Here is a 13,274-nt window from a genome sequence, read left to right on the forward strand (position 1 = left end):
CCAGCGTCGGGACTGGCAGTGCCAGTCCCGCTTAGGCCAAGAGCGCGATTGGGCAGCGCAGTAGGTTTATTCACTGGCTCTCGTACCAGACCGGCGAACCCCACACGCGCTCCTCCAGCGTGGCGAAGATATTCTTGCCGGTGAAGCTGCCGGGCTCACCTTCCATGCGGCAGCAGCCTTCGTAACCGGCAAAGCCGGACTCGGCCGGGAAGATGCCATTGGCCGGGCTCAGCGCGGCGCAGTCCACGCCCTTGCTGACGCAGAGCTGGGTGCTCCAGCGGCAGCTCGGAATCTCCCGCGCGCGGGCATACCAGTAGGCGTCGCGGTCGGCGTGGAAGTCCGGGTCCTGCCAAGTGAGGCAGAGCTGCTCGGGGTGCAGGCCGGGGGCCACCGAGCAGTCGGGCGCCGGGCGCTGCACCGGATGACTGGTGTGGGCCACCGCCTCGTAGGCGCGCACCTTGGGCTCGCCGCCGGCATTGAGCGTGCCCTTGATCAGGTCGATGGCCTGTAGCGGCAGCGTCGCCTCGCCGGCGCCGCCGAGATCCTGCATGGCCCAGACGCTGATGTAGGGCGCGCCGGCGCCGGCCGGCCGGGGTGGCAGATCGCCGCCCATCACTGCGCCGGTCGCGGCGGTGACGCTCTCGCCGCCCTGCGCCAGCTTCGCGCAGATGTCGGCCGGTGGCGGCGTCCAGCTCACCTGCATGCGGATGCGCAGACGCGGGCCGGAGGTGCCGAAGGTCTCGCCCCGGTGCAGGGCATCCCAGATCTGGCCACGGGTGTTCTCCGCCGACCAGACGCCGGCCAGGCCGCCGCTGCCGAAGCCGCGCGCGCGGTCGAGGAACACGCGGTTGGTGCAGTTGCCCGGGTCGCTCGGGTCTTCCGGGTTGATCGGCCGGTTGCTGTTGTCGCAGTCCCACATGCCGAGGTGGTCCTTGGGCTCGTCTTCGAGCACGCCCCCGTGGCCGGGATAGGCGCGCTCGCGCGCCATGCCGGGCGTACCGTTATGGGTGTCGGTGGAGGCGATGATGCCCTGGCGATAGGGGTTCAAGCCCAGGATACCGCGCAGGCTGAGGCCCTCGGCCATGGCGTTGCGGTAGTAGTCCAGCGGCGTGGTGCAGTTGGCGGCCGGGCCGGAAGCGCCGTCGGGGCCGGCGGTTTCGCAGATGCGGGTGAGATAGGTCGGCGCCTGCCGCAGCGAGCAGAAGCTCGGATCGCGCGCCGGGTCGCCGCCGCAGTAGCGCGCGCAGGCCGGCGGATCGTCGGGCAGGCCGGCGCAGACGTTCTTGCTCAGCTCGAAGTCGCAACTGCTTTCCTCGCCTTCCAGATAGCCACCCTCCAGACCGGCAGCGCACTCGGAGCCGCCCTTGTGCTGGTAGATCTCCAGCACCCGGTCGTAGCCACGACGCAGTTCGGCGTCGCCCCGGGTGAGCGCCACGCCGTCACGGCCGGGCGGCAGACCGGTGGCGAAATCGGTGGGCAGGAAGAAGCGGCCGTCGGAAAGATTGCTGCTGTGCGGAATGGTCAGCGCCTGGCAGCCGGCGGTGCCGCCGCACTCGGTCTGCAAGTGATCGAACAGCATCCACTCGTCGTTGGCGTTTCGGTCGTCGATGCCGGTGAGCGGCGTCACCGAGCTGAACACCACGTCCGGCACCTCGCTGCTGTCGCCGCGAAAGATCACGTTCCGGTGCAGCATCTGGCCGCGCTTGTTGGAGCTGAACTCGTAGCCGTGCAGCGTCGAGAAGCTGCAAGGGCGGTACTCCTCGTCGGTGATCGCCTTCTGCGCCGCCCAGGCCGGGCGCTCGGTCGGGCTTTCCGCCAGCAGGGTCTGCACCAGAACCTGGAACGGCGTGGTGGTGCCCTCGACGAAGGCACGGATGTCGCCACGGATGCGGCCGCCGATGATCTCGCAGACCGGGTTGGTGCCTGCGGGAATGTTGCCGCCCAGTTCGCAGAGGGTGCGGAAGGCACCGAGAAACTCGGCATGGTCGGTGACCGCCGCGAAGTCCAGCGGCCGGTCGAGCTGCTCGAAGTGAGTGACGGTGTTGGGATCGGTATCGCCCGAGGGATAGCCGCCCGGCTCGCCCTGGGCGAAGCGCAGCGCCTCGCGCGGGCCGTTGATGGAGTTGAAGAAGTAGGCGTCGAAGGAGTCGCTGGTGTGGACATGCAGATCGCCGTACAGCGCCTGCTTGCGGCCGGCGAGCACCGGGCCGCATTCGCCCTGCACCACCTCGGGATCGGTAGGCGTCACTGGCGTCGGCAGCTCCGGCGCGGTGGAGGAGCCGCAGGCCGCCAGCAGCGCCGCGAATACCGTCAGACCCAAGCGAGAGAAGAGAGTCATGCGTTTGCTCCAGTGAAGACCACGGCCGCGCGTTGCAGCAGCCAGTAGGCGGCGACGGCGCCATAGGCACTCAAGGCCAGCGGCGCGTAGCGCCACAAGGGCCGCGCCAGGGCGGCGAGGCCGAGCAGCGCCAGCACGAAGAGGATTTGTCCGAACTCGACGCCGAGATTGAACGCCGCCAGCGCCCAGACCTGCGCGCCTTCCGGCAGGCCGGTGGCGGCCAGCGCGCCGGCAAAGCCGAAGCCGTGCAACAGACCGAAACCGAAAGCGATGCTGGCCGGCCGGCGCTGCGCCAGGCCCTCGGCGCGGGTAGCCAGCTCCACCGCCAGCAGCAGGATGGAGGCGGCGATGCTCGCCTCCACCGCCGCCGAGGGCAGTTGCCAACCCGCGAGCGCGGCCCCGGCCAGGGTGATCGAGTGCGCCAGGGTGAAGGCGCTGAGCGTGCCGACCAGGCGAGCGAGCCCGCGCCCCGAACGCCGCCACAGCGCGAACAGGCCGAGCACAAACAGCAGGTGGTCCGGTCCACCGAGGATGTGCTCGACGCCCAGCACCAGGTAGTGCGCCACCGGCGGTGGTGGCGGCGTCTCGCTGCGCTGCCACTGCGGCCGGCTGGCCGAGAGCACCGCGTACTGCGGCTCGCCGTGCAGCGGCTCGATCAGCAGCACCGCGTCCGGCAATTGCACGTTGAAGCCCTGGAGCCCGAACTGGCCATCGAGGCCCTGCGGGCAGCGCAGCGTCCAGCGCAGCACCATGCCCTCGTCGGCCGGCTGCTGGCGCGGCTCGCCCAGGCGCTCGCAACTGGCCGGCCACTGCGGTTGCAGCGGCAGCAGGCGGCCTTCGAAGTCCTCGGGCAGGCGCAGGTGGCTGTCCCAGGTCTGCGCGTCGCGCTGGGTCAGACGCCATTGCGCGCTGCTCATGGCATGCGACCAGGCGAGGCTGGGGAGCAGGAGGAGTAGAGCCAGTACGGCGGACTGCCAACCACTGCTGCTCAGACTCCTCCCCCTGCTTGCGGGGGGAGGTTGGGAGGGGGGCGGTTTAGGGGAGGCGACGGCAGCCGCGGCGACTATGCAGCGAACGCCCCCACCCCAACCCTCCCCCGCGCGCGGGGGAGGGAGTAATGCGGCGGTGAACAAATTGCCCCGAAGCGCCAGCCCCCTCACGGCTGCGCACTCCCACTCAAGCCATAGCGCGCCTTCAGCCGCTCCAGCGCCAGCCGGGTCTGCGCGCGGCGTTGTTCCAGCAGCCAGTCGCGCTGGGCGCGTTCGCGCACGGCGGCGAAATCCGGGGCGCGGGTTTCGCGCTGGAGGATGCGTACGAAGTGCAGGCCCAGCGACGAAGCCAGCGGCCCTTGCCATTCACCCATCGGCAGCTCCCGCAACTGCTGCGCGAGCTGGCCGCCGAACAGGCGTTCCAGCTCGGCGGCATCGACGCCGTCCAGCCGGGTGCCGCCGGGATGCGGATCACTGAGCGTCGCCAGCTCCGTCGCGTCGGCAGTGGCCAGGCGCGGCGCCAGCGCGCTGGCATCCGCCGGCAGTTGATCGCCGTGGCGACCGCGCGAAAGGAAGACGTGCTGCAAACTCAGCCGCGCCAGCCCGCCGTAGCGCGAGGGATGCTGCGCCACCCAGTCGCGCAACTCGGCCTCTCTGGGCTCGGCGACATCGACGCCGGCTTCCAGAAGCAGGCGCATCTTCTGCACCAGACGGCGGCGCACGATCAGATCGCCGTCGTCGAGGCCGCGCGCCAGCGCCTCGCGATACAGCACCTCGTCTTCCAGCCACTGGCTGGCGTCCTGACCGCTGCCGGCCACCGCCGGCGCGCGCAGTTCCGGCGCGCGATGCCGCCAACCGTCCACCGCGAACAGCAGCGCGCCCAGCACCAGGAACAGCAGCAGCGCATGCCGCCGTTGCAGGGCGCTCAGGGCATCCAGTAAGCGCTGCAATCGCACCGGCTCAGGCTCCCGGGCGAATGAAGATGGGGCTAGACCAAGCCCGCTGCTGGACCTCGGACAGGCACTGGTCGTCGAGCGGCGTGCGGGCATCGCCGTGGCAGGGTTGCACCGCGATGCACTGGCCCTTGTCGTCGTACTCGCAACGCAGTTGCGCGCCGTTGATGGTCGGCTCGGCGCGTTGCAGGGCGCGGGCGTAATAGAGCACCTCGCCGCCCAGCGCCGGGTAGTCGGGGTCTTCGAACTCTGCGCTGCAACCCTGGCCGTTGTCGGCGCAGGCCAGCACCTTCCAGGGGTCTTCGATCAGCGGCTTGAGCGGATCGTGCAGATTCTGCTGGCGACGGATGCGGACGATCTCGATGCGCTCGATCGGCGTGCGCGCATCGCCGGGGTTGTAGCACTCGCCGCCGCACAGCTCCTGGATGCGGTGCGGACCAATCGCGGCCTCGGTCCAGGCCGGGCAGCCGGGCTTCTGCTCGTAGGCGCCGAGCGCCCGCACCTTGAAGCGCGGCACCTCGGTGCCGACCAGCTCCGAGCCCATGGGATGACGCTGGCCATCGCTGCCGATCAGGTCAAACCAGAGCAGCATGCGCGGGCCGGAAGTGCCGTACACCTCCTTGCGTTGCAGCGCGTTCCAGATCGAATCGCGGTCGCGGTGCGGCGCGTGCACCGCGACCAGGCCGCCGGTATAGAAGAACGAGGACTGCCGCTCGGTTTCGTTGACCTGCAGGAAGTTGAAGGGCGAGCCCTCCAGGCTGAACTCGCGCGGCGTACCGGGGTCGCCGGTGGGCTTGGCGCGCTCGACGAAACGCTGCTGCACCACGGCATTCAGCGCGCCGCGCGTCTCGGTGGCGCTGTGGCGATTGACCTGCTTGAAGCCGGTGCCGGCCTCGGCGGCGTGGTTGTCGCTGGAGCCGACAAAGCCGAAGTGGAAGCGCAGAGGGCCGCCGTCCTGCGGGTCTTTCTCCGCCGGATTGCTGTAGGCCATGATCGCCTGCACCGAGCTGCCCGGGCGGTGGTTGAATGGCGGCAGGAAGCAGTCGGTGCACTGGCCGCAGTTGAGCCAGTCTTCCGGCTTCACGTCGGCGACGGTGAGCTGCCCGGCGCGGCCGGCCTTGAGGTAGTTCTTCTTCACCGTCTCGACCTTGCTGGCGCAGTCGGCGGAGTCGGGATCTTCGCAGCGGGAGCGGATGATCTGCGCGGCGCGTTGGCAGCAGGGCAGGTAGTCGGGCGTGGCCTCGGGGCAGACCATTTCGCCATTGCCGTCGTAGGCCACCGCCTTCCAGTCGCGATAGGGCTCGGCATTGCCGTGGCCGGAGTAGATCTCGATCAGCTTCTGGCGCTTGGGGTCGTGCTGCGCCAGCGTGAGCTGCTTCTCCCAGCTCGAACCCGGCGGCGTGTAGTAGCCCCAGGTGGTGCCGTGCGGAATCACCAGCGCTTCGCCGCCCCATTCGTCGAGCTTGCGGAACAGCTCGCCGGGCGTGGCCGCTGCCTCGATGCACTGCGGCGGCAGCTCGCGGCTGTTGACGCCCTCGGCGCAGGCGGGAATCTCCGCCAGTTCACGACGCTTGTCCTGTTGCAGGAACTGCTGCTTGCGGTGCGGGAAGTCCGCCACGTAAGGCCCAAACAGCCGCTCCAGCGGCGGCTGCGGATCGTGGCGCATGGCCTTGAAGGCGAGACCACCGGCGATGATCGGCCGCGCCGGCACCAGCGCGTCGGCGGTCTCCTTGAGGATCACGTTCTTGTGGCCGTAGTGGGTCTCGGGGGTGTTGCCCATCTGCGTCCATTCCCAGCCGAGAAAGGCCACCAGATCGGGGTTGTCCGCCGGCCCGGCGGCCTGGTTACAGGCGCGCACGGTGTCCTTGATCATCGACCAGTGGCGGGGCGTCAGGCTCTCGGAGTGATCGGTGTGGGCGTAGAAGTCCAGTGCCGAGCAGTAGCGCGCGTAGTCGCAGGCATCGGCCGGCGGCCGCGCGCCGGGGCCGTGCATCAGCGGCAAGGCCCAGACGAAGGCATCCATCGAGAAGGTGGTGTGCACGTGCAGATCGCCGAACAGCACCTGGCCGTCCTCGCCGCTGCCGTCGGCCGGCGCGCTGTGCTGGGCGAGACGCTGGCGCAGGCTGTCTGGATCCACGCGCGCGGCGCTCAGGCTGCCCGCGCCTTCCGGGGCGACCTGGCGGTCCCACCAACCCAGCGCGGTCGCGACGACGATGCCGACCAACAGGCCGGTCAGGATTTTGGTTCTGGTTTTCATGGCTCCTCCACGGCGCGAATCCCGCAGACTTGCGGCCATTAAAGGTCCGTGGTTTACACTCTGTCAATATGTTTGGATATTCGATTTCGCGATTAGCCCTGGCCTGGGCCTCGGTACTGCTCGGCGGTCTGCTGGCGGCCGGCAGCCTGCTGTACGAGGGCCGGCCCGGCCGTCTGCCCGCCGATGCGGTGGCGCTGGTCGGCAGCCAGAGCATCGGCCGCGCGCAGTGGCTGCGGGCGGTGCAGGCGGTCGAAGGCGATCTCGGCCGACCGCTGGAAGCCGGCGAGCGCCGCGCCGTGCTCGACAAGCTGATCGACGAGGAGCTGCTGTTCCAGCACGCGCTGGACAGCGGCCTGGCGCGCGACGAACCCGGCCTGCGAAAGACGCTGATCGCGGCGCTGATCGACGCCAGCACCGCTGGCGGCCAGGTCGACGAAGCCGGCGCGCGCGCGCTGTTCGCCGCCGACCCCGGCCGCTTTGCCGCGCAGCCGCGCCTGCGGGTGGCGGCGGTGCAGGCGCCGGGCGACGCCGATCACGCCGCCTTGCTCGCCGTGCTGCGTGGCACTCAGACGCCGCCGACGGGCTGGAAGACGGTGGCGCTGCCGAAGCAGGCCCTGTCGCTCCCCCAGCTCGCCCACTACCTCGGCGGCGGCGCCAGCGAGGCGTTGCGGCAGGCGGCGGTCGATGAGCTGATCGGCCCCTTGCAGACCGGCACGCGCACGCAGTTCCTGCTGATTCTGGACCGCCAGGCCGACGTACCCGCCTACGAGGACGTGGCCGCAGCGGTGCGCGCGGAATGGGCGCGGCGCGAGGCCGAGCGTGCGCTGGCGGCGCTGCTGCAGCGCCTGCGCCGCAACGCCAGTCTGCGGATCAGCGATGCGCTCTGAGCCGGCCGGCTCGCGACCGCCGCCGCTGGCGTCCCTGGCGGCCTTGTGCCGGCGCTACGGTCGCCGGGCGGTCTGGGCGGCGTGGCTGCTCGCCCTGCCCGGCCTCGCTGCCGCCCACAGCCGCTCGGTGTCCTACGCGGACTGGACCCAAAGCGCCGACGGCCGCGAGCTGCGCCTGGAACTGCGCCTGCCGATGGTGGAACTCAACCGCGCCAGCCTCGACCCCGCCGATCCGGCACTGGCCGAAACCCTGGCGCGAGCGTTGCGCGAGGGTTACGAGATCCGCGACACCCAAGGCGCCTGCGCCAACGACGGCGCCCAAGCACAACGCAGCGGCGAGAGCTGGCTGCTGGAAGCGCGCTGGCATTGCCGGAGCGCGGCACAGCAACTGCGCAGCCAGTTTCTGCTCGACCGCATTCCCGGCCATCTGCAACTGGCCCAGTTGCACGGCCCGCAAGGCAGTCGTGGGCCCTACGCACTGAGCGCTGGACAGCCGCGAATGCTGCTGGCCGAGACGGCGGCGGCACCGGCGCCGCCGCCCAGCCTGCCGCGCTATCTGGGCCTCGGCGTCGAGCACATCCTCAGTGGCTGGGACCATCTCGCCTTCCTGCTGATTCTGGTGCTGGGCGCGGCGACGCTCGCGCAGCTCGCCTGGCGGGTCACCGGCTTCACGCTCGGGCACAGCCTGACGCTGGTGCTGGCGACGCTGGGCGCGGTGCGTCCGCCGGCGGCGCTGATCGAAGCCTTCATCGCACTCACCATCGCCTGCACCGCCGCCGAGCGCCTGCTCGCCGGCCAGCCGCGTGCGGCGGCGCAGGCGGCACTGCTCACTGCCGTACTCGCCTTGGCCGGCTGCCTGGCCGGCGTACTGCCCTGGCTGCTGCTGCCGGCGGCGGTGCTGCTGAGCTTCGGCGGTGGCGCCGATGCGCGCCTGGACAGCCTGCGCAGTGCGCTGTTCGGCCTGTTCCACGGCTTCGGCTTTGCCGGCCTGCTGGCCACGCTCAGCCCGGGTCAGAGCCTGCCGGCGCTGCCGCTGTTCGGCTTCAACCTCGGCGTCGAGCTGGGCCAGTTGCTGTTCGTGCTGCCGGTGTACTGGCTGGCACAGCGCTGGCCGCGCTGGCGCGATGGCCCGGTGTTGCCGGCGGCAGTGCTGGCACTGGGCTGCGGCTGGTATTTCGCGCGGCTCGCGTAGAGCCCGTTCACCCCACAACGACAAGCAAAACCACAAGGAGAATCCCCATGCGTTTCCTGAGCTGGAGTCTGGGCATCGTCGCCCTGCTCGCCCTCGCTGTTTTCGGCCTGCTGCAACTCACCCCGGTGCAGGACCGGCTGATCGACCGGGTGATCCGCAAGAACGTCGACAACAGCGCTGCGCAGGCGCTGTTCAAGGACGATGCGATGCGGCTGTTGGTCTGCGGCAGTGGCTCGCCGCTGCCGCATCCGACCCGCGCGCGGCCCTGCCTGGCGGTGATCGCCGGCGGCAAGTTCTACATCGTCGATACCGGACCGGGCTCCTGGAACCAGCTGGCGCTGCGGCACATCCCGGCCGAGCGCATCGGCGCGATCCTCTACACGCACTTCCACTCCGACCACATCGGCGAGCTGGGCGAGTTCAACATGCAGACCTGGGTCGCCGGCCGCCCCGGCCCGCTCGCGGTCTACGGCCCCGAAGGCGTGCAGCGCCTGGTCGCCGGCTACAGCGAGGCCTACGCGCTGGACCGTGGCTACCGCACCGCCCACCACGGCGCCGAGATGCTGCCGCCGGAACGCGGCGAGATGCAGGCGCACACGCTGGCGCTGCCCGCCGACGGTCATCGCGTACCGGCCTTCGAGGACGGCGAGCTGAAGGTGTCGGTGTTCGCCGTGCATCACGAGCCGATCGAACCCGCCGTCGGCTACCGCTTCGACTACAAGGGCCGCTCGCTGGTGATCAGCGGTGACACCCGTCGCGACGAGCGCATCGTCACCGCCGCCGAGGGCGCCGACCTGCTGGCGCACGAGGCGCAGGCCCAGCATCTGGTCGCCCGCATGCACACGCTCACCGCCGAGGCCGGACGGCCGCGCATCTCAAAGATCTTCGGCGACATCCCCAACTACCACACCAGCCCGGTGGAAGCCGCCGAACTCGCCAACGCCGCGAAAGTGCCGCTGCTGCTGCTCTACCACCTCACGCCCTCGCCGCCCAACCGCATCGCCGAGCAGGTGTTCATGCGCGGCGTGAAGGCAGTGCGCCCCGAGGGCGTCGTGCTCTCCGACGACGGCACGCTGATCACCCTGCCGCTGGCTGGTGGCGCGCCGCAGGTGGGGCGTTTTGATCCTTAGGGATTGATTGAGCCGAGGCTCTCGCAGGCGCGGTCGCGCAGCCTCGACCGGGACACCTCGTAGCGCTCGGGCCGCCCCTCGCGGGCGGCCCGGCGTTGCGCTTCCAGCCAGCTCAGCACTCTAGGAGACGCAGAGCCTTCTTTGCCGTCGTCACCCCATCGAGTCTAGGCAGCTCGACCTCCGGCGCGCCGATGTCATGTGGATACCGCTTGCCGCGCAACGAGGAGGCGGCGTTTAATCCAGGACAAATAGGACTGTTCGGGACTCAGGCTTTGGGGCTTCACCCTCAGCCGCGACCGAACCTGATCCAACAACTGGGAGCCTTGGCCGTGTCCACCCTCTGTTCCATGTTTCGTCTTTCCTCAACTGCGAATCTTCTGTGGATTCAGCAGGTTGAAGTTTCCCGTTCCAGATTAGACGGACGTACCGCCAGATTAGGCGGCGATCCGTGTTCCATCTAATTAGCGTTAGTAATTGTTAGGCGGTTTCGGCGGGTAATTCTTGGGGCAAAGCCGCACAGCGTAGACATCTTTTTGAGCTGTATGAATGACCGCTTGGTGTGCTATTACAAAGCCTCTGAAATTGTGCCGCATAACAAGTTGATACGGACAAAATTTCAGAGGCTTTGTAAGGAGCGCTCATTGGGTTCAAGGGGCGCTTTTTTGGCGAGGGGGAGTAGCTCAGGGGCAGGGATCGCGTGATAACAATTTCTAACCAGTCGTTGCAGCGGACGTGGCCTTCGGCCATTCCCTCGCTTCGCTCGGCGCCGCTGAACTCCATGCGTTATGCGGCAAGAGAGAGCACATGACATTTGAAAGCTTCTTTCCCTTCATTTTCTTCGCCATCTTCTTCTTAGTGGCGGGTTCGTTCGTCGTCAAAATCTTCAAGCACGGCGGCTTCAAAGCAGCCATGTTTGGGGCGCCCATCGAGAGCACAGTTGGAGAGGTAGCCGGCGGTGGTGGCAAGCTAATGAACCTATCGCTCAAAGTGCATCGCCTCGGTGGTGGCTCGTCTGAAAAGGCTATTGGGCTTGAGTTTGCTGCAAGGAGCTTTGCCAGCTACCAAATGCTGCCCGTTACGCTTTCAAAAGCTGAGGCACAAAGGCTGTCGCAACTACTTCAATCTGCTCTGGCTGGCCGCAATGCCGCATAAGCCCGGCGTTATGCGTCTTAGACCATGAGCAAACTGATCCTCGACTTCCTGAAATCTGGCATCGAGCCATTCCCCGATCCTACCTACGGTGAAGGCTACCGCTGTAGTGCCTACTTGAAGGATGGCACGTTCCTACCATGCGTAATGCTGAGAAAGGCCAGCCCGGTCGTCGAGCTGGCCATTCGGCGGTTTGACCAAGAGAGGAAGGGGAAAGGCATATTCGGCTCTCGTAAGAGCGACGGCTACGAGTCAATCGTCAAGAACTTTGTGGCCTCCGGAAACCGCGTCAACCACTACGACATCGAGCGCGTCGAACCAAGCAGATTCGCCATCCCTCTTTCCTTGCTGAAACAGGTCGAAGGCGAGACCACTATGGCGTGGACCGGGTTCGTCTTTGAAATGCATGATGGGAAGTTGTTCTCCTACGGAACATCATTTGGCGTGGAGTTCTTTGGCCTTCCAAACGGCTATGGGTTCGAGAATGTGGTTTCTGTCCACAACCATTCCTACGTTTCGCCGAATGGGGCACTTTGTTCTCTTGCGCAGGGAATGGGGGCTCAGCCGAACGACTACAACCGATCTCTCGTCATCCGCGAACGACCATATTTTGTCTGCCACTACGATGCTTAGTCCGGCGACGCATAACCTTTCGCTCAACCGGACCTGCGCGAGAAGCCGCGCAGGCTGATTAGCTCCACGTTGGAGGTAGAGCAGCACTTTTCCGCAGTCGCGTTGCCGACAACGGCCGGCATTGATGACCTCACATTGGGTTCATATGGACTCATATCCGGTTCATTGACGCTTGCTCTGGACAAGGCCGGGAGCACACACAGCCGTTGCCACTTGCATCGCCGGCCCCGCTCGGCTGCAATCCGCGCCCCGACCGGAGCGCGCCGTGCCCGCCTTAACCCTGGAGCTGTCCCCCGCCTTGCTGGCGCCGCTAGCGGCCGAGGGCCATGTGTTCGTGCGCGCGGCGGAGTTTCAGGCCCAGTTGGCGGCTCTGGCGGCGCCGGTGGATGCCGAGGCCTTCCGCGACAGTTGGAACCGGCTGGAACTGGATACCTACATGGCCGACGGCGGTCGCTACCGCCGGCGCCGCCACGCGGTCTACGCGCTGAGTCGCCAGCGTCTGGAGCGGCTGCCGCACCAGGCGCATTGGCAGAGCCGCGACTACAACCGCCTCAACGGCGGCGTCGAGCGCTGGTTTGCGCCCATCGAGCCGGAGATCGGCAGCGGCGCCAGCCTGGTGCGGGTGCTGCGCTACTGCGCAGCGGTGTTCGGCGCGCTGGCGCCGGAGGTGCGCGAGTGGTTCACCGAGGTGCACCAGTTCCGCATCGAGGCGCGCGCTGGCGAACCCGGCCAGCCGACGCCCGAGGGCATGCACCGCGATGGCGTCGATTACGTGCTGGTGCTGCTGCTGCGCCGCGACAACATCGCCAGCGGCACCACCACCATCCACGGCCCGGACGGCCGCGACCTCGGCAGCTTCACACTCACCGAACCGGGCGACGCGGTGCTGCTCGACGACCACCGGGTCTTCCACGGCGTGACTCCGGTGCAGCCCCTGGACCCGGCGCTACCGGCCTACCGGGATGTGCTGGTGGTGACACTGCGTCGCCACCAGCCAGTAGGCGGCACCGCCGCTTAGCTCCGGCCAGGGACAGAATCGCAACGTTTTTTAGTTTTGTTGCAATCCGCAACAACATTGCGATACGTTGCAGCCATGAACACCTCCGCCACCCCCGTCGCTCCCCGGCCGCGCGCCACCGCGCCCGTTCCCGCGCGCTTGGGGCCGGACGCCGCCCTGGCACTGGCGCGGAGCTGGTTTCTGGAGCAGCGCCGCATCGACCTCCAGGGCCTCGCCGCCGAGTTGGGCATCAATCGGGTGACGCTGTACCGCTGGCTGGGCGCCCACGAACAGTTGATGGGCGAGGTGCTGTGCTTCTACGCCGATCTCGCCTGGAAGGACGCGCTGAAGAACGTCGCCTGCACCGGCCCGGAGTACACCGCCCGGGTGCTGCACCGCTTTCTGCGGCTGCTACAGGGCTTTGCGCCGTTCCAGCACTTCATCCGCGACGACCCGGAGTACGCGCTCAAGCTGCTGACCTCCAAGCACAGCCGGGTGCAGGCCCAGGTGGTCCAGCGGATCCGCGTGCTGCTGGAGGGCGAGGTGCAGGCCCAACGGCTGGAGCTGCCGACCGATCTCGAAAGCCTGGCCTACGCCCTGGTGCGCATCTGCGAGGCCTTTCTCTACAACGACCTCATCACCGGCCGCGCGCCCGACCTGGACAAGGCCAAGGAAATCATCGGCGCGCTGCTCCAGGCGCCCTGGAGGACGCTGCGCCTGTAGGCCTCGGGGCGCGCCGGCCGCAAGGA

The 13,274-nt window shown here is 68.2% G+C and carries 11 protein-coding genes; 7 read left to right on the plus strand and 4 right to left on the minus strand.

The genetic code is table 11. The annotated features are described in order from the left end of the window. Positions 1-70: 70 nt before the first annotated feature. The 4 genes from ED208_RS15920 to ED208_RS15935 all read right to left on the minus strand — a co-directional run bounded on the left by ED208_RS15920 (position 71) and on the right by ED208_RS15935 (position 6,537). Positions 71-2,338, minus strand: a complete 2,268-nt coding sequence (locus ED208_RS15920; protein WP_123212913.1) for a DUF3604 domain-containing protein — start codon at positions 2,336-2,338, stop codon at positions 71-73. Further along, a complete protein-coding gene (locus tag ED208_RS15925; RefSeq protein WP_158608591.1) occupies positions 2,335-3,255 on the minus strand; it encodes a HupE/UreJ family protein in 921 nt (306 codons plus the stop codon). The genes ED208_RS15920 and ED208_RS15925 overlap by 4 nt, the downstream gene beginning before the upstream one ends. 239 nt (positions 3,256-3,494) lie before the next feature. Beyond that, positions 3,495-4,277, minus strand: coding sequence for a peptidyl-prolyl cis-trans isomerase (locus tag ED208_RS15930; protein ID WP_158608592.1), 783 nt, complete (start codon positions 4,275-4,277; stop codon positions 3,495-3,497). Positions 4,278-4,287: 10 nt separating this feature from the next. Next, positions 4,288-6,537, minus strand: coding sequence for a DUF3604 domain-containing protein (locus tag ED208_RS15935; RefSeq protein ID WP_123212916.1), 2,250 nt, complete (start codon positions 6,535-6,537; stop codon positions 4,288-4,290). Positions 6,538-6,605: 68 nt separating this feature from the next. Between ED208_RS15935 and ED208_RS15940 the strand changes: the two genes are divergently transcribed. From ED208_RS15940 to ED208_RS15965, 7 genes are all read left to right on the plus strand, one after another. Continuing rightward, complete coding sequence (locus ED208_RS15940) at positions 6,606-7,424, plus strand: SurA N-terminal domain-containing protein (RefSeq protein WP_123212917.1); 819 nt, start codon at positions 6,606-6,608, stop codon at positions 7,422-7,424. After that, a complete protein-coding gene (locus ED208_RS15945; protein WP_123212918.1) occupies positions 7,414-8,616 on the plus strand; it encodes a HupE/UreJ family protein in 1,203 nt (400 codons plus the stop codon). The genes ED208_RS15940 and ED208_RS15945 overlap by 11 nt, the downstream gene beginning before the upstream one ends. Before the next feature lie 47 nt (positions 8,617-8,663). Then, entirely contained in the window at positions 8,664-9,746 is a 1,083-nt protein-coding gene (locus tag ED208_RS15950) for an MBL fold metallo-hydrolase (RefSeq protein ID WP_123212919.1), read from the plus strand. A gap of 804 nt (positions 9,747-10,550) precedes the next feature. Further along, positions 10,551-10,898, plus strand: a complete 348-nt coding sequence (locus tag ED208_RS17180) for a hypothetical protein (protein WP_158608593.1) — start codon at positions 10,551-10,553, stop codon at positions 10,896-10,898. Between the two features lie 24 nt (positions 10,899-10,922). Then, positions 10,923-11,528: a hypothetical protein gene (locus ED208_RS15955; protein ID WP_123212920.1), complete on the plus strand. Its 606-nt coding sequence runs from the start codon at positions 10,923-10,925 to the stop codon at positions 11,526-11,528. A 265-nt stretch (positions 11,529-11,793) separates the two neighbouring features. Continuing rightward, complete coding sequence (locus ED208_RS15960; RefSeq protein WP_123212921.1) at positions 11,794-12,546, plus strand: 2OG-Fe dioxygenase family protein; 753 nt, start codon at positions 11,794-11,796, stop codon at positions 12,544-12,546. Between the two features lie 75 nt (positions 12,547-12,621). Further along, positions 12,622-13,248, plus strand: a complete 627-nt coding sequence (locus ED208_RS15965) for a QsdR family transcriptional regulator (RefSeq protein WP_123212922.1) — start codon at positions 12,622-12,624, stop codon at positions 13,246-13,248. Positions 13,249-13,274 lie beyond the last annotated feature (26 nt).

Origin of the sequence: Stagnimonas aquatica (assembly GCF_003730135.1) — a bacterium.
Classification (GTDB): Bacteria; Pseudomonadota; Gammaproteobacteria; order Nevskiales; family Nevskiaceae; genus Stagnimonas; species Stagnimonas aquatica.